General features: G+C 60.1%; 20 protein-coding genes. 7 read left to right on the top strand and 13 right to left on the bottom strand.

Features of this window, described 5'->3' with window-relative positions:
- Window positions 1-4: 4 nt before the first annotated feature.
- Window positions 5-283: a hypothetical protein gene (locus PLAV_RS15685; RefSeq protein ID WP_041536069.1), complete on the bottom strand. Its 279-nt coding sequence runs from the start codon at window positions 281-283 to the stop codon at window positions 5-7.
- A gap of 97 nt (window positions 284-380) precedes the next feature.
- On the bottom strand, window positions 381-1,160 hold the full coding sequence (locus PLAV_RS15680) for an SDR family NAD(P)-dependent oxidoreductase (RefSeq protein ID WP_012112012.1): 780 nt from the start codon (window positions 1,158-1,160) through the stop codon (window positions 381-383).
- Window positions 1,161-1,316: 156 nt separating this feature from the next.
- On the opposite strand from PLAV_RS15680, the gene PLAV_RS15675 reads away from it, so the two are divergent.
- Window positions 1,317-1,967, top strand: coding sequence for a DsbA family oxidoreductase (locus PLAV_RS15675; protein WP_012112011.1), 651 nt, complete (start codon window positions 1,317-1,319; stop codon window positions 1,965-1,967).
- A 3-nt stretch (window positions 1,968-1,970) separates the two neighbouring features.
- Here PLAV_RS15675 and mfd read toward each other — a convergent pair whose 3' ends face one another.
- Both mfd and PLAV_RS15665 read right to left on the bottom strand, forming a co-directional pair.
- The gene (gene mfd, locus PLAV_RS15670; protein ID WP_012112010.1) at window positions 1,971-5,486 is read right to left on the bottom strand and encodes a transcription-repair coupling factor; all 3,516 of its coding nucleotides are present in this window, start codon (window positions 5,484-5,486) and stop codon (window positions 1,971-1,973) included.
- Window positions 5,487-5,502: 16 nt separating this feature from the next.
- Window positions 5,503-5,808 (bottom strand): FAD assembly factor SdhE, encoded by a 306-nt coding sequence (locus tag PLAV_RS15665; protein WP_012112009.1) that lies wholly within the window; start codon window positions 5,806-5,808, stop codon window positions 5,503-5,505.
- Window positions 5,809-5,905: 97 nt separating this feature from the next.
- On the opposite strand from PLAV_RS15665, the gene recG reads away from it, so the two are divergent.
- Entirely contained in the window at window positions 5,906-7,990 is a 2,085-nt protein-coding gene (gene recG / locus PLAV_RS15660) for an ATP-dependent DNA helicase RecG (protein WP_012112008.1), read from the top strand.
- On the opposite strand, the gene PLAV_RS15655 is transcribed toward recG, so the two are convergent.
- Window positions 7,976-8,725 (bottom strand): DUF502 domain-containing protein, encoded by a 750-nt coding sequence (locus tag PLAV_RS15655; protein WP_012112007.1) that lies wholly within the window; start codon window positions 8,723-8,725, stop codon window positions 7,976-7,978. The two genes, recG and PLAV_RS15655, sit on opposite strands and share 15 nt — an antisense overlap.
- Before the next feature lie 195 nt (window positions 8,726-8,920).
- Here PLAV_RS15655 and PLAV_RS15650 point away from each other — a divergent pair, with 195 nt between their 5' ends.
- From PLAV_RS15650 to PLAV_RS19430, 5 genes are all read left to right on the top strand, one after another.
- Entirely contained in the window at window positions 8,921-9,955 is a 1,035-nt protein-coding gene (locus PLAV_RS15650; protein WP_012112006.1) for a DUF7064 domain-containing protein, read from the top strand.
- A 22-nt stretch (window positions 9,956-9,977) separates the two neighbouring features.
- Window positions 9,978-10,970 (top strand): phosphotransferase family protein, encoded by a 993-nt coding sequence (locus tag PLAV_RS15645; protein WP_041536811.1) that lies wholly within the window; start codon window positions 9,978-9,980, stop codon window positions 10,968-10,970.
- Window positions 10,971-11,354: a DUF6285 domain-containing protein gene (locus PLAV_RS15640; RefSeq protein WP_012112004.1), complete on the top strand. Its 384-nt coding sequence runs from the start codon at window positions 10,971-10,973 to the stop codon at window positions 11,352-11,354.
- 2 nt (window positions 11,355-11,356) lie between these two features.
- Window positions 11,357-12,481 (top strand): DUF3089 domain-containing protein, encoded by a 1,125-nt coding sequence (locus tag PLAV_RS15635; RefSeq protein ID WP_012112003.1) that lies wholly within the window; start codon window positions 11,357-11,359, stop codon window positions 12,479-12,481.
- 104 nt (window positions 12,482-12,585) lie between these two features.
- Window positions 12,586-13,083: a PAS domain-containing protein gene (locus tag PLAV_RS19430; protein ID WP_012112002.1), complete on the top strand. Its 498-nt coding sequence runs from the start codon at window positions 12,586-12,588 to the stop codon at window positions 13,081-13,083.
- On the opposite strand, the gene PLAV_RS15625 is transcribed toward PLAV_RS19430, so the two are convergent.
- The 8 genes from PLAV_RS15625 to galE form a co-directional block, all read right to left on the bottom strand.
- On the bottom strand, window positions 13,080-14,096 hold the full coding sequence (locus PLAV_RS15625; RefSeq protein WP_143710237.1) for a hypothetical protein: 1,017 nt from the start codon (window positions 14,094-14,096) through the stop codon (window positions 13,080-13,082). The genes PLAV_RS19430 and PLAV_RS15625 overlap by 4 nt on opposite strands.
- Before the next feature lie 9 nt (window positions 14,097-14,105).
- Window positions 14,106-15,614 (bottom strand): MBOAT family O-acyltransferase, encoded by a 1,509-nt coding sequence (locus tag PLAV_RS15620; RefSeq protein WP_012112000.1) that lies wholly within the window; start codon window positions 15,612-15,614, stop codon window positions 14,106-14,108.
- Window positions 15,615-15,751: 137 nt separating this feature from the next.
- A complete protein-coding gene (locus PLAV_RS15615) occupies window positions 15,752-16,954 on the bottom strand; it encodes an acetyl-CoA acetyltransferase (RefSeq protein WP_012111999.1) in 1,203 nt (400 codons plus the stop codon).
- A gap of 12 nt (window positions 16,955-16,966) precedes the next feature.
- Window positions 16,967-18,475, bottom strand: a complete 1,509-nt coding sequence (locus tag PLAV_RS15610; RefSeq protein ID WP_012111997.1) for a hydroxymethylglutaryl-CoA synthase family protein — start codon at window positions 18,473-18,475, stop codon at window positions 16,967-16,969.
- A gap of 145 nt (window positions 18,476-18,620) precedes the next feature.
- A complete protein-coding gene (locus PLAV_RS15605; RefSeq protein WP_168713210.1) occupies window positions 18,621-19,847 on the bottom strand; it encodes an SPOR domain-containing protein in 1,227 nt (408 codons plus the stop codon).
- 230 nt (window positions 19,848-20,077) lie between these two features.
- Window positions 20,078-21,901, bottom strand: a complete 1,824-nt coding sequence (gene glmS / locus PLAV_RS15600) for a glutamine--fructose-6-phosphate transaminase (isomerizing) (RefSeq protein ID WP_012111995.1) — start codon at window positions 21,899-21,901, stop codon at window positions 20,078-20,080.
- Window position 21,902: 1 nt separating this feature from the next.
- Window positions 21,903-23,261, bottom strand: a complete 1,359-nt coding sequence (glmU, locus tag PLAV_RS15595) for a bifunctional UDP-N-acetylglucosamine diphosphorylase/glucosamine-1-phosphate N-acetyltransferase GlmU (protein ID WP_012111994.1) — start codon at window positions 23,259-23,261, stop codon at window positions 21,903-21,905.
- A 134-nt stretch (window positions 23,262-23,395) separates the two neighbouring features.
- Window positions 23,396-24,382: a UDP-glucose 4-epimerase GalE gene (gene galE / locus PLAV_RS15590; RefSeq protein ID WP_012111993.1), complete on the bottom strand. Its 987-nt coding sequence runs from the start codon at window positions 24,380-24,382 to the stop codon at window positions 23,396-23,398.
- Window positions 24,383-24,405 lie beyond the last annotated feature (23 nt).

The raw sequence follows: 24,405 nt of genomic DNA, 5'->3' as shown, positions 1-24,405 counted from the left end.
TCGCCTACATCGTCGGCGGCCCTCCCGATTGACTTAGCCAATAACCGGCGCGAAGTGCAAGGGAATCAACGGATTCGGGCTGCGGGGCGGCGCTGCTGCTGTTGAAGTTCCGGTACTGCCCCTTGTGGCCGAGCGACGGGTCGACCCTGTACTCGTCCTGAATACGCTCATGAGTCACGGAAATCTTGTGACCGAAGCCGAACGCGGCCTCTGTCGGGTTCAGCCCATATGTCCAGACACAAGCCAGAAAGCCCAGGACAAATCCGCCAACAAGTTTTCCCACGATGGTTTCCTTCGGTTGCACCTCACGCAACATTCTGGAAACTATGAGCCGTTATACTTAACGAAAGGTTACCTGCTGCCTAGGTATAAATCCGTACTCAGAGCGACTGACCGTCATCTATCGTGAACAGCGAACCGGTGATGAACCGTCCGTGGTCGGACGCAAGCAGAAGCAAGGTGCCGTCCAGGTCTTCTTCAAGGCCAAGCCTGCGGCGCGGCCATGTCTTGATCTGCTTTTGTCCGCCCTCGGACTGAAACCAATCGGAATTGAGCTCCGTCTCGATGAAGCCGGGGCACATGGCGTTCACATTGATGCCCTTGCGCGCCCATTCCTTGCCGAGCGACTTCGTCATCATCGCGATGGCCGCCTTGGTCATGCAATAGATGGTGAGACCCGGAAGCACCGTATGGGCGCCAATCGAGGCAATGTTGATGATGCGTCCCCCGGCACCCCGGGCCATCATCGAACGGCCAGCCGCCTGCGCCATGAAGAAGGCACCGCGTACATTGGTATCGAACATGGTGTCGAAGCCTTCCGGCGTCACTTCGGCGGGCAGCGCCTGCACATTCATACCGGCATTGTTGACGAGAATGTCGAGGGGCCCGAGAGATTTCTCCGTCTCGCTCATGCAGGCGGCGATGCTTCCCGTATCCGTGACGTCCAGCGCAATGGCCGCCGCCGTACCGCCGAGACTTTCGATTTCGCGCTTGAGTTCATCGAGACGCTCCAGACGGCGGCCGGTAATCGCAACCTTCGCGCCGGCCTTCGCCAGAACCAGCGAGAAACGGCGCCCGAGGCCACTTGTCGCGCCCGTCACCAGCGCCACTTTACCCGTCAGATTGTAATCCGGGAGGTTGATTTCCGTAGCGTCGCCCATATGTCACCTGGTTCGTTAGCCGATTGATTTTGCGTGAATTTTTTCCGCCTGCGGCATCCTAGGTGCCCGTGTTCGAGCGTCAAGCCGCGCCGTGCCTTGCCTCCGCCGGGCAAGCCGTCATAATCCCGAAAGCAAGACATCAAGCAGGAGCGAGCCATGCAACTCGACGTCGTCTCCGATACCGTTTGCCCCTGGTGCTACATCGGCAAGAAGCGGCTGGATGAGGCACTGACCATGCAAGGCGGCGACGGCATCACGCTTGTCTGGCGTCCCTTCCAACTCGATGCATCGATCCCCGAAGGCGGCGTCGATCGCAAGAGCTACATGGAAAAGAAATTCGGTGCCGAGAAGGCCCGCACCGTCGGCAATACGATCCGCGAGTTCGGCGAGGCCGTCGGCATCGACTTTCGTTTCGACAAGATCGAACGCTCGCCGAATACGCTGGACAGCCACCGCCTCATCCGGTGGGCCGGCACCGCGGGCTGTCAGAACGAAATGGTGGATATCCTCTTTCGCCGCTATTTCGAGGATGGGGAGGATATAGGCTCGCATGACATTCTCGCCGATGCGGCGGCGGAAGCGGGGATGGATGCCGACATCGTGCGCGACCTCTTGTTGAAGGACGCCGACAAGGCGCTTGTCCGCCGTGAGGATACGCTGGCCCGGGAGATGGGCATTTCCGGCGTGCCGAGCTTCGTCATCAATTCCAAATGGGTGATGGTCGGCGCGCAGGAACCGGAAACCCTTGTACGGATGTTCAACAAGCTGCTGGCGCGCGAAGCCGAGGAAACGGCCGCAGCGCAGTAGGCGTCAGGCTGCCTTTGCCGGCGCGGCGAGCTTTGCCAGCGTCGTCATCAGACGGTGCGTGCCGGCAAGGCGCTCTTCCGGCGTATCCCAATCGCGCTTGAAGACAAGCTTGTGATCCGGCCGAAGCTTCGCGTTGCCGCGTTCGTCGTTGATGACCTCGACAAGCGCGGCTGGATTGGGAAAGCTGTTCTCGCGGAAAGAAAGTACGACGCCTTTCGGGCCCGCTTCGATCTTTTCCACATTCGCCGTTCGGCAAAGCCCCTTGATCTCCACAATCTTCAGCAGGAACTCGACTTCCTGCGGAAGCTTGCCGAAACGGTCAATGAGTTCCGCCGCAAAACCGTCGATCTCCGATCTTGTTTCAACGTCGGAAAGCCGCCGGTAAAGAGCCATCCGCGCATCGAGATCCGGCACATAGCCGTCCGGAATGAGGACGGGTGTTCCGACACTGATCTGAGGCGACCAATGGCCTTCCTCGTCGGCACCGGCGCCGCCGCCACGCATCGAGGCAACCGCCTCTTCCAGCATCTCCTGGTAAAGCTCGTATCCGACTTCCTTGATATGACCCGATTGCTCGTCGCCAAGAAGATTGCCCGCACCGCGAATATCGAGATCGTGGCTTGCAAGAGAGAACCCCGCGCCCAGCGAGTCGAGCGACTGCAATACGCGAAGCCGCTTGTCGGCGCCTGCTGTAAGCGTACGGTTCGCAGGCACAGTGAGATATGCATAGGCGCGCGCCTTGGACCGGCCGACGCGACCGCGCAACTGATAGAGCTGCGAGAGCCCGAACATATCGGCTCGATGCACGACAAGCGTATTGGCGGTCGGAATATCGAGGCCGGACTCCACAATGGTCGTCGAAACGAGCACGTCGTACTTCCCGTCGTAGAAGGCCGTCATCTTGTCTTCGATTTCACCCGCCGCCATCTGGCCATGAGCCAAAACAAATTTCACTTCAGGCACATACTGCCGAAGGAACTCTTCTGCTTCCGCAAGGTCGGCAATGCGCGGCACGACATAGAAGCTCTGCCCGCCGCGGAAATGTTCACGCAGAAGCGCTTCGCGGACCACCACAGGATCGAAGGGCGAGACATAGGTGCGGACGGCAAGCCGGTCGACCGGCGGCGTCGCAATGAGAGAGAGTTCGCGCACGCCCGACAAGGCGAGCTGCAAGGTGCGCGGAATCGGTGTCGCTGTCAGTGTCAGGACGTGAACTTCGGCGCGCAGCTTCTTCAACTGTTCCTTGTGAACGACTCCGAAATGTTGCTCCTCGTCCACGATCACCAGACCGAGGTTACGAAACTTGACCTGTTTGCCGAGCAGAGCATGCGTACCGATGACGATATCGACCTGCCCGCTTGCAAGTCCTTCCTTCGCCTCCGCCATGTCCTTCGCGGAAACAAGACGCGACATCTGCCGGACCCTGACCGGCAAGCCCTGGAAGCGGGCGGCAAAGGTCCGGTAGTGTTGTCGCGCAAGAAGTGTCGTCGGAACGACAACGGCAACCTGGAAACCGGCGAGAGCGGCGACGAAGGCCGACCGCAGGGCGACTTCAGTCTTGCCGAAACCGACATCGCCGCAAACGAGCCGGTCCATGGGCCGGCCGCGCGCCAGATCTTCCAGCACAGCATCGATTGCCTGTTCCTGGTCTTCCGTTTCCGTGAAGGGAAAGCGCGCGCAGAACTCGTCATAGGCACCCGGCTGCGGCTCCATTGCGGGAGCGGTTTTGAGCTCACGCGCGGCAGCGATCTTGATGAGCTCACCCGCCATCTCGCGAATACGTTCTTTAAGCCGCGCCTTCCGCGCCTGCCAGCCGGTGCCGCCAAGGCGGTCCAGCTGCGCATCCAAATCATCAGAGCCGTAGCGCGACAGAAGCTCGATATTCTCGACCGGCAGATAGAGCTTGTCCCCGCCGTGATAAATGAGGAGCAGACAATCATGCGGCGCGCCCATGACCTCGATGGTTTGTAGACGCTCGAACCGGCCGATGCCGTGATCGACATGGACAACGAGGTCGCCCGGCGAAAGGCTGGAGGCTTCGGTGAGGAAGTTTTCCGCTCTTTTTTTGCGGCGCTGCCTGACAAGGCGGTCTCCGAGCACATCCTGTTCGCTGATCAGCGCGATCTCATCCGTCTCGAATCCGGCCTCAAGTCCGAGAACAATCAGTGAAACAGTGCTTTTGTTAACGCCGTTAACATCCGCCCAGCTATCGGCGATGAGAACATTTCCGATACCATGATCGGACAAGACATGCTGCAGACGGTCCCGAGCGCCTTCGCTCCAGCTTGCTATCGCGACGCGCTTGCCTGCGCGGCGCAATCCTAGGATGTGCCCGCCCAGCACCTCGAACACATTCACGCCATCCTGCGCGCGTTCCGGTCCAAAATTGCGGCCCTGCTTGCCGCCGAGATTTATCCCCGCCGTTTCTGGAACGCTGAACGGCGTCAAGGCACGCACGCGATGTGCGCCCATCGTTGCCCCCCACTCTTCCTCGGTCAGATAGAGGGCCTCGGGCTTGAGCGGCTTGTAGCTTGGGGCGTCGACAGCGAGCTTGGCTTCGCGGGCCGTCTTTCGTGCATCAACGCGGGCTTCGTAGTAATCGCCGATCAGTTCGAGACGGGCTGCCTTCGCATCCTCCGCCTGCGCATCGAGCGTGACCAACGCGCCGGGCACATAGTCAAACAAGGTCTCGAGCTGTTCATGGAAGAGCGGCAGCCAGTGTTCCATACCGGCATGCTTGCGCCCCTCGCTGACAGCTTCGTAGAGCGGGTCGCCATCGGTCACCGCGCCGAGCGTTGCAACATAAGCTGCCCGGAAACGGCGGATGGCTTCCTTGTCGAGATGAACCTCGCTCGCGGGAACGAGATCGAGCCCATGCAGCTGACCGACCGTGCGCTGCGTAACGGCGTCGAAACTGCGAATGGCATCAAGCGTGTCGCCAAACATGTCGAGCCGGACCGGAAGTTCAAATCCGGATGGGAAAATATCGACGATACCGCCACGAACGGCAAACTCACCCGCCTCCCGGACGGTACCTGTGCGGCTGTAGCCATTGGCCGCCAGATAGCCGGTGAGCTCATTGAGATCGATGCGATTGCCCGTTCGCGCCGACCAGGCGGAGGTCCGCACGGTATCGCGCGCGGGAACACGCTGCAGAACCGCATTGACTGTCGCGAGAAGGATGAGCCGCTTTCCCTCCCCTTTCTGCTCTCTCGCGACGAGCCGCGAGAGGGCCGCCATTCGCCGCGCGCTGATCTCCGCGTTCGGTGAGACACGGTCATAGGGGAGGCAATCCCACGCGGGGAAGATTTCAATCTCGATATCCGGCGCAAAGAAGGCGAGCGCCTCGGCCAGCGCGGCCATGCGGGCATCATCGCGCGCCACATGGAGCAGCGTTAGTCCGCTATCCGCAGGCATCTGGCGGGCCATATCGGCCAGCACCAGCGCATCGAAGCCCTCGGGCGTTTCGCCCAGGGTCAGCCGGCCCGGCGCCGTGACGATTTCGGTGAGTTTCTTCAAGCAGATGGCTGCCCGGCTATTGCTGCCAGAGCGGTCCCTTCATGTGATTGAACGTGCGAATCCGGGTCAAAAGCCCCGTGTCATGCTCGGGGGCCACGTTTTCGCGCCCGGTGACCCAGTTGTAAAGCACCGTGTCCTCGACCTCGATCAGCGCCTCATATTGGTCTAACTCTGAATCGGTCAATGATTCCAGTGCGCTATCGGCGAAATGGCCGAGAATGAGGTCCATCTCCTTGATGCCCCGGTGCCATGAGCGGAACTTGAGCCGCCGAAGACGCACATCGCGCCCGGGGCAGTCCTCGTGGGTTTCACTGTCGGCCATATGGATCTCCGCAACGTATGGCCGGGATATAGACCGTGGAGGCTTCCATGTCATTAGAATGGCGCCATGATTCCCGACTGTCCCAGGAGCGCCGCCGATGCGGCCTGAAATCCTTTTCCCGCTTTTCGCGCCGGCACGCTCGCTGCCGGGCATCGGGCCGCGCCTGGAAGCACTGGTTGAGAAGCTCGCCGGTCCAAAGGTCATAGATATTCTCTGGCACCTGCCCTCAGGCCTTATCGACCGCCGGCACCGTCCCTCGATTGCCGATGTGCGCGACGGGGAGATAGCTACCATGGAGGTAACGGTAGGCCTGCATATTCCGCCAAGAACGAAGCGTCTGCCCTACCGGGTGCATGTCTTCGACGATACCGGCGAAATGCAGATCGTTTTCTTCAACGCACGTGCGGAGCATCTCGCCAAGATATTGCCGGAGGGCCAACGCCGCATCATTTCCGGCCGCGTGGAGTTCTATCAAGGTACGCCACAGATGACGCATCCCGACCACATGATCGGGCTCGACGAGTTGGCGGATCTTCCGCTCATGGAACCCATATATCCACTCACGGCAGGCCTGCCGCTCAAATCCATCCAGAAGGCTGTTCGCGGCGCGCTGCCGCGGCTGCCGGAACTGCCCGAATGGCAGGACGGACCGTGGCTCAAGGCACGCGGATGGACCAACTGGCGGCAATCGCTGATCGCCGCTCATGAGCTGCAATCTGCCGCCGATCTCGGCGCTGACGCCCCCGCACGGGCGCGCCTCGCTTATGATGAATTGCTCGCGAACCAGCTCGCGCTTGGCCTTGTCAGGCTGAGGATGCGCCGTCTGCCCGGCCGATCCATTTCCGCACCGGGGCAGCTGAGGAAAAAGGTCGAGGCTGCCCTGCCCTTTGCGCTCACAAATGCGCAGATACGGGCGCTTTCGGAAATCTCCGCCGATATGAAAAGCAATCACCGTATGTTGCGATTGTTGCAAGGCGATGTCGGTAGCGGCAAAACCGTCGTCGCGCTTCTCGCCATGCTCGATGCCGTGGAAGCAGGATTTCAGGCCGCCATGATGGCCCCCACGGAAATTCTCGCGCGCCAGCATTATGCAACATTGGCGCCTCTTTGCGACGCAGCGGGCGTGCGGCTCGAACTCCTGACGGGGCGGGAGAAAGGCAAGCGGAGGGAAGAAATCCTCGCGAGGGCTGCCGCCGGCGAGATCGACATACTCGTGGGCACGCATGCGTTGTTTCAGGAAGACGTCGCCTTCCGCGCCTTGGCATTTGCCGTCGTGGATGAACAGCACCGCTTCGGTGTGCATCAGCGCCTCATGCTGACTTCCAAGGGAGGAACCGGGACGGATGTGCTGGTAATGACCGCAACGCCGATCCCGCGAACACTGACGCTGACGGCCTACGGGGACATGGACGTCTCGAAGCTCGATGAAAAACCGCCTGGACGGAAGCCCGTCGACACGCGGGCCTTGCCGCTGGATCGGTTGGGTGAGGTGGCTGCGGGGCTCGACCGGGCATTGGCGCGGGGCGACCAGATCTATTGGGTCTGCCCACTTGTGGAAGAGTCGGACGAGGTCGATGCCGCTGCAGCAGAAGAACGGCACCGGCATCTGCAGTCGATCTATGGGGAGAAGGTCGGCCTTGTACATGGCCGGATGAAAGCCGCCGACAAGGACGCCGTGATGGCGCGCTTCCAGGCGGGAGATATCCGTATCCTCGTTGCCACCACCGTCATTGAAGTCGGCGTGAATGTGCCGACGGCGACTGTCATGGTAATCGAGCATGCCGAACGGTTCGGCCTCGCACAACTGCATCAGCTGCGCGGGCGTGTCGGACGCGGCGGCGACAAATCAAGCTGCCTGCTCCTCTACCAGGCTCCCTTGGGGGAGACCGCGGCGGCGCGGATCAAGATCATGCGGGAAACCGAAGACGGTTTCCGCATCGCCGAGGAAGATTTGCGGTTGCGCGGCGCAGGCGAGCTGCTCGGCACTCGCCAGAGCGGCCTGCCGGAATTTCGCCTGGCCAATATAGAGACGCAGCAGGAATTGCTGGCGGTTGCCTATGACGATGCCCGGCTCATTCTCGATCGCGACCCGGAACTTGAAAGCCCGAGAGGAGAAGCGCTGCGCACGCTCCTCTATTTGTTCGAGCGCGACGAAGCGATCCGCTACCTACGTTCGGGGTGATGTCACGGACGAGTTGGAGACCGCGACCTTTTCTGCCGGCTCAGTCGCAATTTTCCGCGACGGCTCGACAAGTCCGGCGGAGATAATGAGCTTTGCGCCTTCTTCAATCGTCATATCCAGAACTTGCACATCCTCGCGCGGTACAAAAAGCAGAAACCCCGAGGTCGGGTTGGGCGTCGTGGGCAGGAACACGCTGACGAGCTCATGACCCGTCCGGTCGACGAGCTCCCCGCTGGTCTGTGTGGTGATGAAGACGATGCAGAAAATGCCTTTGCGGGGATACTCAATCAGCCCGACTTCGCGAAACGAAGCATTGGATTGGGAGATGACCGTTTCGAAAATCTGCTTGAGCGCGCCGTAAATGCTGCGCACGACAGGCATGCGCGCCACCATGCGTTCGCCGAAATTGAGGACGGCGCGCCCGAAGAAATTGGCAGTGAGCGCCCCGAGCAATGTCAACAGAACGAAGGCGATGATGAGACCGAGACCGGGAATATCGAACGGAAGGTAGTTGTCTGGCTGATAGCGATCGGGAATAAGAGGGGTGAACCAGGTATCGACAAGATCGATGAACCAGCTCGTGATCCAGATGGTGAGCCCTATGGGTGCCGCGACCACGAGGCCGGTGAAAAAATAATTGCGGATCCGGGTGGTAAACCGTGAGGGCTTTCCCGGCAGAATCAAATGGGGCTCTGTACCGGGCCGCTCCGGGTCTTCGCTCTGCTGATCGCTCATTCAGACTGCCGCATGCCTCGCTTTGTCCACCGGCGCTCCCGATTGACGCCGGGGCGGGCTTGGCCTTGAGCTCGCCCTCTCCTTCATAGCATCGTGGCCCTTCCCTGTCAGGCCCATGCACTTCATCATATAGGCAATCGGCATAAAGGGAGGCTCTCAGCACCTCCCGAAAAACACGCTTTTGGGAGAGATAACATGGCTAAACCACAGCCTGGAACGAAGGTCCGCCTGGCGCCGGAAGACGAGTATACCCATACCCCCGACGCGGCCTCGAACTATAACGAGAGCATGTATTTCAACATGTTCGATCCGGTTCGGAAAACCGGCGGCTGGTTTCGGCTCGGCAATCGGCCGAACGAAGGATATGCCGAGATGTCCAACTGCCTGTACCTGCCCGATGGACGCGTGGCCTTCATGTATGCCCGTCCGAAGATTACCAGCAATGAGGCGATGAACGCAGGCGGCATGAAGTTCGAGGTGATTGAGCCGTTCAAGCGGTTGCGTGTCACCTATTCCGGCAAGGCAGTCGTGCTGGCCCGGCCTTTCGACATGGCCGACCCTGCGAAGGCGTTCAAGGAAAACCCGGTGGTGCCCTGCGAGGTGGAACTCGACTATGAAGGCGTTTCCCCCATGTTCGGTGGCGAGACGGTTAAGGAAGATGGAAGTCCCCTCGACATCGACCCTGAAAAGTCCTTTGCCAAGGCCCATTACGAACAGCACATGGCCGCGAAGGGACACTTCAAGGTAGGCGACGAAAAATTCGAAGTGTCCGGTTTCGGCCTGCGCGACAAGAGCTGGGGCCCCCGATACTGGCAGGCAATTCACTGGTATCGCTGGTTGCCGATGAACTTCGGACGCGACTTCGGCATGATGATTTCCGTCGTGACAAATGCCGAAGGAAAGCAGCACCAGGGCGGCATGGTGTTGAAGGACGGGAAATATGACCTGATCAAGTCCTGCCGGATCGAAAGCGACTGGGATGAAAACTGGTATCAAACCGCCCTCCGCGCGCATGTCGAGACGGAAGCCGGCGCGGTCTACGATGTGGAAGGCCGCGTGCTGTCGCTCATCCCGCTCCGCAACCGCCGGAAAGACGCCAACGGCGAAGACCTGAACACCCGTATCACAGAGGGCATGACCGAATATCGGTGCAATGGCATGACTGGATATGGGCTCTCCGAGTATCTCGACCAGATCGTCGACGGAAAACCGGTCGGCGCGGGGCATTGATATGGAGGCAGAACGCAACCCCATGGCGGCAGCGCTGACGCAGACAGTGCTGCGCCATATCAATGGAGCGACGGGGGCGGACGGCCTCAAAAGGCTGTCGGGCGGCGCAAGCCAGGAAACCTGGTCGTTCGACGCAACGACAGAGGGACAACCGATCCCGCTCATCCTCCGGCGCGCACCCGGCGGTGAGCGCGCACCGAGCGCAACCGCGGTGCCGCTTGAAACGGAGGCCCAGCTGATCGGCCTGGCGGGTGCCGCGGGTGTGCCCGTCCCGACGGTGCGCCATACGCTCAGCGCGGAAGACGGCCTCGGCCATGGCTTCATCATGGACCGGATAACAGGCGAAACGATCGCCCGAAAAATACTGCGCGACGATGAGTTCGCGGACGCCCGGCCGAAGCTCGCCCGGCAATGCGGAGAAATCCTTGCCAGACTGCACAGCGTGGACAAGAAATCCCTCCCGCCACTGCGCACTTCGCCGGCGCGGTCGGAAATCGATCAATATCTTGGCGTCTACAAGACGCATGGCCACCCGCACCCGGTTTTCGATCTCGCTCTGAGATGGCTGAAGGAAAACGCCGCTCCCGAGACAACGGCGCATACGCTTGTCCATGGCGACTTCCGGCACGGCAATCTGATGATCGGGCCGGACGGCATACGCGCCGTTCTCGACTGGGAACTCGCGCATATCGGCGACCCGATGGAGGATCTCGGCTGGATATGCGTCAACTCATGGCGCTTCGGGAACATCGACCTGCCTGTGGGTGGCTTTGGTAGACGCGAAGACATGTTCGAGGGGTACGAAGCGGCGGGCGGCGCGAAGGTGGACCCCGCCCGCGTCAAGTTCTGGGAAGTGCTCGGCACGCTCAAATGGGGCATCATGTGCACGATCATGGTCACCGCATTCAAGAGCGGCGCGGACCGCTCCGTGGAGCGCGCCACAATCGGCCGCCGTTCATCGGAAACCGAAATAGACCTGCTGCGTCTTCTGGCGCCGCGCGGGAAGGAGGCGTGAATGCAGGACCAGCCCACAGCAAAGGAACTTATCGAGGCGGTCGCTGACTTTATCCGCAATCACGCCATGCCTCAGCTGCAAGGCCACGCAGCGTTCCACGCGCGTGTAGCCGCCAATGCACTGGACATCGTGAAGCGCGAGCTCGAAGTGGCTCCCGCCGCTAACTCTGATGAAATCTCGCGACTGACGGAATTGCTCGGCCATGGCGGCTTGCTGGAAGATTTAAACCGGGAGCTGTGCGAGAAAATCGAACAGGGACAGATCGGGCTCGATACGCCGGGACTGGCTGACCACCTTTGGAAGACAACACTTACAAAGCTCTCCATCGATCAGCCCAACTATTCGGGCTATCGGCGGGCAATTGAGGAATTGGGCGGGGGATAAAGATGCTACGCAAGAGCCTATGGGCACTTCTCGGTTTTGCCGCGCTTGTCATGGTTGGTGGCGGCATCCTCTACTTCAACAAGCCTGCCCAGTATTACGTTTTGTTGAAGCCTTGGAGCGATTTCGACGCGGCCAAGTCCCCGCCCTCCCCTGACTACTCGCTGGAAGAAGCTTGGGCCGCACTGCCAGAACGCGACGATAAGGCGGATGTTGTTCCCGCCTCCAGCGAGGCTGTCGACAATCAAGCCTCCGCCGAAGTCGACGTATTCTTTCTGCATCCCACCACCTACTACGGAAAGGCAGGCTGGAACGCGCGCTTCGACGAACCGGGGTTCCCCGTCGACAGACTCGAAAATGGCGTACTGCGCTTCCAGGCAAGTGCATTCAACGGATGCTGCCGTGTCTTCGCGCCGCGCTATCGGCAGGCGACGGTCTATGCATTTCTGGGTAAGGGAGAGAATGAACACGCGGCGCTTGATCTTGCCTATCAGGACGTCGCGCGCGCCTTCGAAAATTTCATCGCAGAGCGGAATGATGACCGCCCCTTCGTTCTGGCCGGGCATAGTCAGGGTGCGCTGCATGGCTCGCGCCTGTTGCAGGAGAAGATCGCGGGAACGCCGCTGGCGGAGCGCATGATTGCCGCTTACCTCATCGGCTCGGCGTTACCCGCAGATCTCGGCCTGAGTGGCGTTGTTCCGTGTGCGAGTCCAACCGACACTGGATGCACCATAAACTGGAATTCCGTCAACGATGCCGCGCCGAGAGCCGGCTGGACGAAGGAGGGAACGACATGGATCGGAGGTGAGTACCGAATGATACAAGATGCCCCTCTGGCCTGTATCAACCCACTGAACTGGATAGCGGGTGGAGTGGCCGAGGCGCCGGAAAATCTGGGCAGCCTGCCCTTCGTGGGGTCCGAGGATAAGTTCCCCGCGCCGCGCCCTGCGCTCACCGGCGCCAGATGCGAAGAGGGTATGTTGATCGTTTCACCGCCAGAAGATGCGGAAGGCTTCACCTATGGCGTCCGTTCCGGCGATTACCATATCTATGACTACAACCTCTTCTACATGAACATCCGTGCGAACCTGGAGGAACGTGTCGCAGCCTATCTCCAGAAGAGAGGGTAGCGGCCGCCGGGCGGCAGGTGACAATTTGGTAAGCGTTTTGGGCTTAACTGCAAAATCGCCGCGCATTGTGTGGCTTGTCAGTACGAGTACCCGCAGGTTGTTCCTTGCCCTACACCGAAATCGATATATCGGCCATCTCGTCCCGGCACCCTGTGTGGGCCTTCAATGCCTACTGGACTCAACAGGCGCGGGCGACCGGCGTGCCGTGCCGCCAGCAGATAAACCCTGCTGAAATTGCCGGAATTTTGAGTTGGCTTCTGGTGCTCGAAGCGATATCGCAGCGCACCGGCACCGAATACCGCTACCGCCTTGCGGGAACCGGTTGCACGGAATTATTCGGTGTCGACTATACCGGCAAAACGCTGGGTGAAAATCTCACCCCCGAAGGTGCCGAGATCCGCCGGCTTGAATTTAGCCGTGTGCTCGTGACGTATCGCCCAATTTTCTCGATTACTCACCTCCCGATCAAGAAACGCGAGTTCATTACCGTGCATCGCGGTGTCTTTCCGGTCTCATCTTCCGGGGCGGAGGTGGATCAGATTTTTGTGGTGATAGCCCCGACAGCGACCGAATGCATCTCCAGGAGCACGCTCGCCGCTTAATGCGAAAGACCCGCCTGGATTTTCGCGTCGTAAAAATCGAGGCGCTCCCGGTATGTCGTCAGCATTTCTTCGGCCGAGAGGGCTTTCACATTCAGAGTATCTTGCATCCCTCCTGAAAGAAGAGACTGGGCAACAGCGGCATTCGCTGGTTCGGAATAATGAGTGCCGTCGTAAGTGTTCTCGACGTCGATGGTGAGCTCGGAAGGCACGCCATAGTCGAGAAAGCGGTCGAACTTCTCGGAAGCAAGTTGAAGTGCGCGCACATAGCCATCCAGCCAACCGGCATCCGCATAAGACTTGATCGCCCACGCAGAAATTGGCGGCACATAACCGACAAGCTCCGCATCAGGAAAGATACCGCGCATATCGTCATAGAAACGAACACGCTGCGTTCCTGTGAACTTACCGGCCATCAGATCCCGGAGCGGAACTTTCGGATCGTAGGCGGGTGCCCCCGGAGCTACCTTGCAGTTGAAGTCCCTGTCATACACGCGGTCGAGAGGAGACGGCCCGAATAGCGTCTGCCAAGACATGGAGACGGCATCAAATGAAAGATAAGAGAGATAAGCGGACTTCGGCTCTCCACCCTCCTTTATGAAGGGAGGAATATTGACGCCGCCGATGCGCTCGCGAAATGCCGCTGCCGGAACGCCCATGATGACGAGCCTGGGCTTGAAGCCGCGCTCCTCGACATAGCGCGCGAAGGCGACGGCTTCTTCCGCCTTTCCCGCCGAGAACGCGAAATTGAAACAGCGATAACCCTTGATCTTGTCCTCAGGGAGCAGCGTCACCCGGCTATCGCCAAAGATAAGGCAGTCATAGGAATCGGGATCCGCGAGAAACCGGTTGGTTTTGCTCAAACGCTCGTTGAACGCGTAATTCACGGTTCCGAGCTTGTTCCCGCCAAAATACCACATCGGGTCGACGGCCGCATTGAAGCCCAGGGCCACCGCGCCAACGACAACCACCGTCGCGAAGAGCGTCATCAGATAGGCGGGTGCGTGTTGGCTCATATTCATGGATCAGAACTGGAAATAGAGGAATTCGCTGATGCGCTGAAGGCTCAGGAATGAGGCCGCAGTCATAAGTCCGACGGCTATGGCTACCCTTTTGCTTGGCCGCCAAAGCGCCAGACGCGCAAAGCGTGTGCCGTCGATCGGAAGCAACAAAGGATCGGCGCGGCGATCCGCCCATTTGTAGTTGAAAGCGGGCCGCACCATAGCCAACCATTGCTGCGTATTCGGCCAGAACCAGACGATACCCATCCAGAAAGCGAGCCAGGCGATATTCTCGATCACGCGTTCAGCCGTGAATTCAAACGGGAATGTGACCAGCCCGCTGTAAATCGCGGTCGCGGCATCAAGGTCCGCTGCACGGAAAAGAACCCAGGCAAGCGCGACACACAGAAACGTCAAGGCGCGCGCAATGCCGCGCGACCACCAGGTATTGATCGGCTTTCGTGGCAGCGCGTTCCAGCCATGATTGACGATGAGCATCAGCCCGTGCGCCGCACCCCAGAGCATGAATGTCCATGCGGGGCCATGCCAGAGCCCTCCAAGCGCCATGGTGATAAACAGATTGAGATAGCGCCTCACCTTGCCACGCCGGTTGCCCCCGAGCGAGATGTAGAGGTAGTCACGCAGGAAACGCGACAGCGTCATATGCCAGCGCCGCCAGAAATCCGTGATGCTGACAGCCTGGTACGGCGAATGGAAATTCAGCGGAAGCTTGATGCCGAATATGCGCGCGGCGCCGATTGCCATGTCCGAATAGCCGGAAAAATCGAAATAGAGCTGGAAGGTATAGGCAAGCATTCCCTCCCATGCGTCGAAGAAACCTATCTCGTTGCCGGCCGCTGCACTGTTGAAGACAGCGGTCGCAACCGGCGCGATATTGTCCGCGAGTACAACCTTCTTGAAGAGCCCGATAAAGAAGATCGTGAGGCCGATAGCGATGTTCATTCTGTCGAAGGCGAAGCCGCGGGCCTTCTTGGTCTGCGAGAATATTTCCTTGTGATGCACAATCGGCCCCGCAATGAGCTGGGGAAAGAACATCACGAAGAAACAATATTCAAGAAAGCTGTGGGGCTCGACCTCGCCTCGCCGAGCATCCACCAGATAGGCAATCTTCTGGAAGGTGAAGAAGGATATGGCCAACGGCAGAACGATGTGCTGAAGCGGAAAATCCGTATCGAGCACCGCGTTGGACGTTCCGATCAAAAAATCCGTGTATTTGAAAAACCCGAGTGAAGCGAGATCGACCGTCACTCCGAAGGCCGTGAGGACGGTCGCTGTCCCGCCGCCGGGCTTGAGCCGCTCGGTCATGATGGCCTTCGCCATCAGAAAATTGAAGATCGCGAGGCCGATCAGCAGCGGCAGATAGACCGGGTTCCACCAGCCGTAAAAGAAGAGAGAGGCCAAAACCAGAAAGCCAAGGCTTGCCTCCCGGCCCATATAGGCGCGGATGAGGAAGCACAGCAAAGCTGTCAGTGGCAGAAAGCCAAAGAGAAAGATGGGTGAGTTGAACAGCAATTACGAGACGGGCTCCGGCCCGGAAGGGCTGAACTAAGCGGGAATCGGGGACATCCTCATGTCGGGACCAGAATGTCAGGTCCAACCAAGGCATAAAAAAGGCCGGGAAGAACCCGGCCTTTTCTATTGTAGTTCGTTCACGCGCCTTGCGCGCCGATAATCGTCACCGAACAGACATTCTGGGAGGGGGCCCCGCCCAGATTGTGCGTCAATCCAATCTTCGGATTGGCAAGCTGCCGCTCGCCTGCCCGGCCCTGAAGCTGGAGATACATCTCATAGGCCATGCGCAGGCCGGATGCCCCGATGGGATGCCCGAAGCATTTCAGGCCGCCATCGATCTGGCACGGGACCTTGCCATCGGCATCGTAGAACCCGTCCATGACGTCCTTCACGGCCCCACCTTCCGGCGAGATAAAAAGATCTTCCATTGTAACAAGTTCGGTGATGGAGAAGCAGTCATGCACCTCCATCATGCTGACTTCCTCGCGCGGATTGTCGATGCCGGCCTCCTTGTAGGCCTTCTTGGCCGCGATCCGCGCCGTGTGGAAATAGCTGCCATCCCAGCTGTTGTGCTGGGATTCGAGGCCGTTCGAGACCGAAAGCTGCATCGCCTTCACGGTGACGATGTCCTTCTTGCCCATGGCCTTGGCGATTTCCGGCGTGGTAACGATCACCGCTGCCGCACCGTCGGACACGCCGCAGCAATCGAAGAGGCCCAACGGTTCGGCGATCATCGGGGCGTTCATCACCTGATCTTCCGTCACCTCATTGCGGAGATGAGCCTTCGGGTTCTTCGCGCCATTGGCATGGCTCTTCACGGAAACATGCGCGATCGCGCGCTTGAGGTCTTCCTTGCTGACGCCATGCTTCGCCCGGTAGGCGGAAGCAAGCTGCGCGAAGTTGCCGGGTGCGGAACCCGACGGCGACCACTGCGGATTGAGCGTCCCCATGTTGCCGACCGGCAAGCCGCCATAGCCTGTGTCCTTGAGCTTCTCGACGCCGACCGCGAGCGCAATATCGGCAGCTCCCGAGGCGACCGCGTAAACGGCACCGCGGAAGGCTTCCGAGCCTGAGGCACAGAAGTTTTCCACGCGCGTTACCGCGATGTTCGGAAGCCTGAGCGCGACCGAAAGCGGCGTGCCGCCCTTGCCGGTGCCGATTTCGTCGATATGCGTCGAAAACCAGGCCGCGTCGAGCTGCGTCGGTTCGATGCCGGCGTCCTGCATGGCTTCGAGATAGGCCTCGACCATCAGTTCCTCAGGGCCTGCATCCCAGCGTTCGCCGAATTTCGAGCAACCCATGCCGAGGATCGCGACCTTGTCCTTGATACCTGCCGCCATGTCCGTGTCTCCCTATTCGGCCGCCTGGCCCGTTTGTGATTTTGCTGTGCTCGCCGCGACAGGAACTGCCTTCCAGAAATATCGGCGGAAACCGCGCTTGTCGTCGAATTCCTTGATCCGGAAGACGAGCTTCACTTCCATGCCGGAATCGACAGTGCCGGCTTCGACATCCGTGAAATCCATCATGATCCGGCCGCCTTCGTCGAACACGACCATGCCGTAATGGTTCGGCGGGTTCATGCTGAAGGAGAGGAAGTCCGCCGACCAGGATAGGATTTTCGCCTTCTTCTCGGCGAATTTGTAAGGCTCCTGCGTGTCGACCGTGTGGTTGTTCGGATTGACCGATATGCGGGACCTGGGGAACTGGATGACACCCGTTTCCGTGCACCGGCCGCCCACGAGACCCATCAGCATGTCCTCGTTGCGGTAGAGCGTGGTGAGAGCGGTCTTCTTGTCCTGCTCGGCGCGCATTCCCTTTTCCCATTCAATGAGGCCATTGAAGGTCAGGAATTTGAGGTAGTTGGTTTCCTCTGTGCGATTGGCGAGCGAACCGACGATGCCGCGTTTCCCGGCCTGGCTCGAAAGCTTGTCGGTCACTTCGAAGACGAGAGCGTCGCAACCGCCGCCGAAATGGAGAACCATCACCTTGTCGCCAGGCTTTGCTTCCTTCTGCAATGTGTGAACGAGCATGACGAGCGAATGGGCCGCGCCGGTCTCGCCGCAATTCGCCGCGAGCGTATCCCGCGCCGCTTCGGGCGCGATGCCTGAACGTTTCGCAAGCTGTTGGACAAACTTGTCGCCGAAACTACACGGGAGAACAAAGTGCTTGATCTCTCCAGCACTTACGCCGGAGTTCTCAAGTGCTGCCTTCACCGCGCGCGGAACGATCTTTGCGAAGCCTTCGTCGCGGATCCAGCGTTCTTCCCAATTATAGTCGAACTCTTCGCTGTCGCCCCGGAAGTGATCGACGAAATCCACGGTCAGGCTTGCGCCGCCGAGATATGCAGCAATCACATTTTCAGTGCCGACGGAGACGGCCGCTGCACCGTCGCCAAAATCCAGTTCCTGCGCGGTGACTGCTTTGGTCTTGCGGTGATCGGACGCGAGGACCAGCGCGTGCTTCGCCTCGCCCGCCTTGACTGCGGACAGCGCCTGCATGAGGGCCGAGGTGCCCGCTCGCTGAGTGGACGCCACATCGACGGCGCGAACCCGCTCATCAAGCGTCAGGGCGGCCGCAACGATGCCGCTGTTCAGCCGGTCTTTGAAGGGCAAGGTCGTCGACCCGAGATAGAGCGCATCCACATGGCTCCGGTCGTCGTCGGGCCCCAGCAGGTCCCGCGCCGCCTCTACCGCCATGGTCAGTGCATCTTCGTCCCAATTGGCCATGGAGCGCTCGCCCTTCCCCTTGCCGAGGAAGTTCGGGGCGACCCATGCGTTCGCCTGTGCTACCGCTTTTCGCTGCAGGCGAAGGCGCGGGATATATCCGCCAAATGCTGTAAGTCCCACCGTCTGCTGGGCCATACGTCTCCCTTTCCCAAACCGTCTGGTTATTGTTGGCGGGGAGTTTATCGATGAATGGCAGGCCGCGACAACCGTCGAGACGGTTCGGCATTCGGCCGCGGCGGCGCCGCTACGTCAATGACGGGAACGCTCCGGAAGCCGCCGCCTAGCCATCAACGACAATGCACTCGATCTTGTGCGCTTCGAGCGATTTGCATGTAGTCCGTGCTTCGCCAATCCCTGCAAAGCCGCCGGCTCTCAGCCGATAGAAGATGCCGCGTGACCCGAGATCTGCTTTCTGGATGGCGTAATCGAAGCGGCCAATAATGCCCGGCGCCTGCCTCGAAATTTCTTCCCATGCCTGTGCTGCCACGTCCGGTTCCCTGAAAGCGCCAAGCTGCAGACGGTAGCGCGCTTGCTCGGCGGATGACGGGCTTTTCGAAGCGGCAGCGGCCTGCTTTGCAGCTGCCGGGCTGTGTTCGGGTGCGGGAAGTGCTTCCGCTGGCCTGAGCGAGCCGGTTACGAGGGTGTCATTGCCGTCGGCCGCCGCCATGGCCTTCGCTGCGGGCTCCGGCGCCGGAAAACGGGTCGCCGTCGTCCTCCATCCCCCGACGCTGGCGATCCTGATGACTTTTCCTGCTTCCTGACCGGATGCAGCGGTCTGGAACGGCGCCACGGTGGACGGCACAATCTGAGGGGAAAGTTCAGCTTCTTCGCTCTGTGCCGCTGCGGACGGCAGCTCGTCGACAGCGGCAAGCTGCGGCGAGATCGCCGTGAGCTTCGCTTGGGCGAGCTCGAATTCCGGATCGAGGATGAGCGCCTGCCTCAAATCGGCGGCGGCACGCTCAAGATCGCCCGACTGCTCCAGCGCCAGGGCTCGCCCAAAGAGCGGTAGCTTCCGCTCCCTACCCTGCATGTTGTCGATCGCCGCTGTGTAATGGAGGATCGCGTCGTCATAGGCATGACGCCGCCGCTCCAGGTTTGCGAGATTGTGATAGGCCGCAGCGTAATCCGGCGTCAGCTCGATGGTCTTGAGATAGTCGCGCTCGGCGGCATCCACCTTGCCCGTGTTACTATAGGCAATGCCGCGATTGTAATAGGCCCGTGCCAGCACCATGGCCGGCAGCGCATTCGCGGTAATGGCGCGGGTGTAATCGGCAATGGCCGCATCCTGCTGGCCGACCTTCAGAAATGAGACGCCCCTGTGGTGATAGGCGAGAGCGCGGCCTTCCGGCGTCAGCCCGCCACTATCAAGTGCATTCGAGAAGTCGACGGCTGCCTTGTCGTACTGGCCGCGTTCGATGGAATCCGCCCCCGCCTTCATCAAGGCTGCGGCTTCATCCTCCGCGCTGCTCGCGCTCGCCGGATAGGGCGCCGGGAGCAACAGGGCCACAAGCATTACAAGCAGGGAAATGGCAATTCCTCGCCTTCCGCCGCGCATCAAACGTCGCATTCTGGATGCCGCATCGACCGGCCCTCCCCGATACGCGATGGCCTGTTGAATCTCGCGCAAATCTTATCACGCCAGACCTGCCGACCGCCGCGATCGGGGATATGCAAATAATATCAATGGATTACAGCGCCTCAGGCTTCGTCTTTGGCGTTAAAAGTGCCCGAATCGCCCTATTCCACAGTCACCGATTTCGCCAGATTACGCGGCTGGTCGACGTCGGTGCCCTTGGAAACGGCGGTGTGATAGGCGAGCAGTTGCACCGGGATCGCATTGACGATGGGGGCAATCAGCGGATCCACCGGCGGCACTTCGATTTCGGCCCAGAGACCATCCCCGGCACGCGCAATCCCCGCCTTGTCGGAAATCAGGACCACCCGGCCGCCGCGCGCGATTACTTCCTGCATGTTCGAAATCGTTTTATCGAACAGCTCATCGACAGGTGAGATCACCACGACCGGCACTTCCTCATCGATAAGCGCGATGGGACCGTGCTTGAGTTCGCCGGCGGCATAGCCTTCGGCGTGGATATAGGAAATTTCCTTGAGCTTCAGGGCGCCTTCCAACGCGATCGGATAGTTATGCCCGCGCCCGAGATAGAGTACGTCCCGCGCCTTGGCGAGGTCCGCGCTCAATGTCTGAATATGTTCATCGCTCGCCAGAGCTTCGGCGACGTGACGCGGTATTTCCATCAGTGTACGCACCAGCCGCGCTTCATCTGTCTTGTCAACCGCCCCACGTGCAATGCCCGTGCGAATAGCCAGCACCGCCAGCGTCGTGAGCTGGCATGTAAAGGCCTTTGTCGAAGCGACCCCGATTTCAGGTCCGGCAAAAGTCGGCAGGATCGCGTCCGAGGCGCGCGCGATGGAGGATTCAGTCACATTCACGACCGACAGGATCTTTTGTCCCTGTGCACGGCAATATTGAAGGGCGGCCAGCGTGTCGGCCGTCTCGCCCGATTGTGAAATGAAGATGGCGAGGCCGCCTTCCGTCAGCGCCGCATCGCGGTACCGGAACTCGGAGGCAATATCCACCTCGACGGAGACCCGGGCATATCTTTCGAACCAGTACTTCGCCACGAGGCCGGCGTAATAAGCGGTACCGCAGGCCACGATGGTGATGCGGGGGACGGATGCGAGATCAACGGGCAGGTCCGTGTTCCGGATCGTATCGTCGAGCGGGTTCACATATTCCGAAAGCGTGTGTCCGATGACCTCGGGCTGTTCAAAAATTTCCTTCGCCATGAAATGGCGGTGATTGCCCTTGTCGACCAGGGCAGCCGAGACATCGGCAATCCGGATGGGACGTTTGACCGGTTGCCCATGGACATCGAAAACCGCAACCGAGGTACGAGTGATCTCTACCCGGTCGCCATCTTCGAGGAAGCTGACACGGCTGGTCATGGGGGCAAGTGCGAATGCATCGGAGCCGAGATACATGGCGTCATCGCCATATCCGACGGCCAAGGGAGGGCCGCGACGCGCACCGATGATCAGATCTTCCTCGCCACGAAAAATGATGCCGAGCGCAAACGCGCCCTCCAGTTCCGTGAGCGCGGCGCTGGCGGCCTCCCGGGGAGAAATCCCCTGGTCGAGATAATGGGTCACGAGATGCGCGATGACTTCGCTGTCCGTTTCCGTCGTGAAAATGGCTCCCCCGGCAGTCAGCCTCTCGCGCAGCTCCCGAAAGTTCTCGATAATGCCGTTATGGACGATAGCGACACGGTCCGTCACATGAGGATGCGCGTTCCTTTCGACGGGAGCGCCATGCGTTGCCCAGCGCGTATGGCCAATGCCTATAATGCCGTCGAGCGGATTGTCGTCGAGCGCACGTTCCAGATTTGCGAGCTTGCCTTCCGCGCGCCGGCGAATGATTTCCCCGCCCGACAGCGTTGCAATCCCCGCACTGTCATAGCCGCGATATTCGAGACGTTTCAACGCCTCCAGAATAATGGGCGCAACAGGCTTCGTTCCAATGATGCCGACAATGCCACACATGCTATTCGCCTGAAGCCTTCTTCTTGTCTTTGTGTTTCGCGTGGAACGCCGCCGCCCAGCCCGGTTTTTCGAATTGTCTTGCGCGGGCAACGCCCAAAGCATCCGCGGCTACATCTTTTGTCACGACACTGCCGGAGCCGAGATAAGCCCCATCGCCGATGCTGACCGGAGCGACCAGCGAACTGTTGGAGCCGATAAAGGCGCCAGCACCGATATCCGTGAAAAACTTGTTATATCCGTCGTAATTGCACGTGATGGTACCCGCGCCGATATTGGCGCCCGCACCGACGCGCGCATCGCCGATATAGGACAGATGATTGACCTTGGCGCCGTCCTCGATCCGCGCCTTCTTTGTTTCCACGAAGTTGCCGATCCGCGCCTTGCGGCCGATTTCGGAACCCGGCCGGATGCGTGCAAAAGGACCGATCTCCGCTCCTTCTGCAACATGCGCACCTTCGAGGTGAGAGAAAGCCTTGATAGTGACGCCGTTGGCAATGACGCAACCGGGCCCGAAAACAACATTCTGGCCCACCGTCACGTCCTCTCCGAACTCGGTATCCATGCTCAAGTAAACGCTCGACGGATCGAGCATCGTAACGCCACCGGCCATGGCGGCCATGCGCAGCCTTTGCTGCATGGTGGCTTCGGCCGCCGCCAGATCAGCGCGGCTGTTGACACCCTGCATATCCGCTTCGAGACAGAAGACCGCGCTGCAGACAAGACCGGCGGCGCGGCCATGCGCGACGAAGTCCGTCATGTAGAATTCACCCTGAGCGTTCTTGTTGGTGAGCTTGGCGAGGAGCGCCGGCAGATGCGCGGCGCGAACCGCCATCGGCCCGCCGAAACAGAGCTTGTTCTTGCGCTCTTCCTCGCTCGCATCCTTGTGCTCGACAATCCTGACCACATCGTTGCCATCGAGGATGAGCCGTCCGTAACCGGTGGGATCGGCCGCCTCAAAACCCAGAACGACGATGTCGCTGCCTTCTTCGCAACGCCGCGTCATATCCGCCAGCGTTTCCGCGCGGACAAGCGGCGTATCGCCAAAGACGACGAGGACCACACTTTCTTTCTTATCGATATGCGGTGCGGCGGCACGAACCGCGTCGCCCGTACCGAGCTGCTTTTCCTGGACCGCAATAGTAAGACCGGAAACGAGACCACGGGCATAAGTGGCGACTTCGTCCATGCCCGGTCCGACAACCAGCACCGGACGTTCGCTGCCAAGCGCGCTGACAGCGGACAGAACATGGCCCAGCATGGGCTTGCCGGCGATGGGATGCAGCACCTTGGGCAAGCGCGATTTCATCCGCGTGCCTTTGCCCGCGGCAAGAATGACGGCGCCGGGAGCGTTCGTCGTCATGGGCTCGATAGTCTCCACTTAAACCCGAGGAACGGGAGCGCCAAAAATTGCACAGCGCCCAGTTAATACGGAAATGAATTTATATTTCGCTATGTTGCCCCGATTCCCTGAGGCCCGGGTAGAGCAATGGCGCCTCAGCGGTTGGGCTCCAAAAGCCGTTTTTCCCAGGCAAGTGCATGCGCAACGATCACGTCCAGATCGTCGAACGCAGGCTTCCAGTCGAGCGTGCTTTTGATCAGCGCCGGATTGGAAACCACGGAAGCCGGGTCGCCAAGACGGCGTGGTGCCCTGCGGATTTCATAACCATGGCCTGCCGCCCGCTCGACAGCATCCAGCACTTCGAGGACCGAGAACCCATGCCCATAGCCGCAATTGGCAACGAGGCTGGAGCCGCCTTTCCTGAGATAGCCGAGGGCGGCGGTATGCGCCGCCGCGAGGTCGCTCACATGGATATAATCGCGGATACAGGTGCCGTCGGTTGTCGGATAATCGTCGCCGAAAATCTCGATATGAGGCCGCTGGCCAAGGGCCGTCTGGCAGGCGACCTTGATGAGGTGGGTCGCATTTGCCGTCGACTGTCCGACACGGCCCTTCGGATCCGCGCCGGCAACATTGAAATATCGCAAGGCCGCGTAGCTCATGTCATGGACCGCGGCGACGTCGCTCAACATCCATTCGGTCATCAGCTTCGAGCGGCCATAAGGCGACATCGGCCGCAGCACGGCGCTTTCATCCACCGGCGATTGCTCCGGCATTCCGTAGACGGCGGCAGTGGATGAGAAAATGAAATGCTTCACGCCGCCCGCCACGCATCTCTCGATGAGGGTGCGCGATTTGGCGGTGTTGTTGAGATAGTATTTGAGCGGGTCTGCCACGGATTCCGGCACGATGATCGAGCCGGCAAAATGGATCACCGCCTCGATTTCATGTGTCGCGATGATCCTGTCGACAAGCGCCTCATCCGCTATGTCGCCGATATAGAGAGCCTCCGGCTCCTGAACCGCCCAGTCAAAGCCGGTCGAAAGATTGTCGAGAACGACAACCTTTTCGCCGGAACTGGCCAGATCGAGGGCTGTGTGGCTGCCGATATAACCCGCACCGCCGGTAACGAGAACGCTCATGGAGGACCCTGCTCAACTATTCC

It is taken from the genome of Parvibaculum lavamentivorans DS-1, assembly GCF_000017565.1.
GTDB lineage: Bacteria > Pseudomonadota > Alphaproteobacteria > Parvibaculales > Parvibaculaceae > Parvibaculum > Parvibaculum lavamentivorans.
Note: the sequence above shows the minus strand (reverse complement) of the source record. Positions and strands in the feature narration are given on the sequence as shown.

What these genes read in the sequence shown, in the direction of transcription:
- galE (WP_012111993.1), bottom strand. Translation starts at nt 24,382, where the DNA reads ATGAGCGTTCTCGTTACCGGCGGTGCGGGTTATATCGGCAGCCACACA.
- PLAV_RS15610 (WP_012111997.1), bottom strand. Translation starts at nt 18,475, where the DNA reads ATGGCCCAGCAGACGGTGGGACTTACAGCATTTGGCGGATATATCCCG.
- PLAV_RS15650 (WP_012112006.1), top strand. Translation starts at nt 8,921, where the DNA reads ATGGCTAAACCACAGCCTGGAACGAAGGTCCGCCTGGCGCCGGAAGAC.
- PLAV_RS15645 (WP_041536811.1), top strand. Translation starts at nt 9,978, where the DNA reads ATGGCGGCAGCGCTGACGCAGACAGTGCTGCGCCATATCAATGGAGCG.
- glmS (WP_012111995.1), bottom strand. Translation starts at nt 21,901, where the DNA reads ATGTGTGGCATTGTCGGCATCATTGGAACGAAGCCTGTTGCGCCCATT.
- PLAV_RS15655 (WP_012112007.1), bottom strand. Translation starts at nt 8,725, where the DNA reads ATGAGCGATCAGCAGAGCGAAGACCCGGAGCGGCCCGGTACAGAGCCC.
- glmU (WP_012111994.1), bottom strand. Translation starts at nt 23,261, where the DNA reads ATGACGACGAACGCTCCCGGCGCCGTCATTCTTGCCGCGGGCAAAGGC.
- recG (WP_012112008.1), top strand. Translation starts at nt 5,906, where the DNA reads ATGCGGCCTGAAATCCTTTTCCCGCTTTTCGCGCCGGCACGCTCGCTG.
- PLAV_RS15635 (WP_012112003.1), top strand. Translation starts at nt 11,357, where the DNA reads ATGCTACGCAAGAGCCTATGGGCACTTCTCGGTTTTGCCGCGCTTGTC.
- PLAV_RS15640 (WP_012112004.1), top strand. Translation starts at nt 10,971, where the DNA reads ATGCAGGACCAGCCCACAGCAAAGGAACTTATCGAGGCGGTCGCTGAC.
- PLAV_RS15615 (WP_012111999.1), bottom strand. Translation starts at nt 16,954, where the DNA reads ATGGCGGCAGGTATCAAGGACAAGGTCGCGATCCTCGGCATGGGTTGC.
- PLAV_RS15675 (WP_012112011.1), top strand. Translation starts at nt 1,317, where the DNA reads ATGCAACTCGACGTCGTCTCCGATACCGTTTGCCCCTGGTGCTACATC.
- PLAV_RS15665 (WP_012112009.1), bottom strand. Translation starts at nt 5,808, where the DNA reads ATGGCCGACAGTGAAACCCACGAGGACTGCCCCGGGCGCGATGTGCGT.
- PLAV_RS15680 (WP_012112012.1), bottom strand. Translation starts at nt 1,160, where the DNA reads ATGGGCGACGCTACGGAAATCAACCTCCCGGATTACAATCTGACGGGT.
- PLAV_RS15625 (WP_143710237.1), bottom strand. Translation starts at nt 14,096, where the DNA reads ATGAGCCAACACGCACCCGCCTATCTGATGACGCTCTTCGCGACGGTG.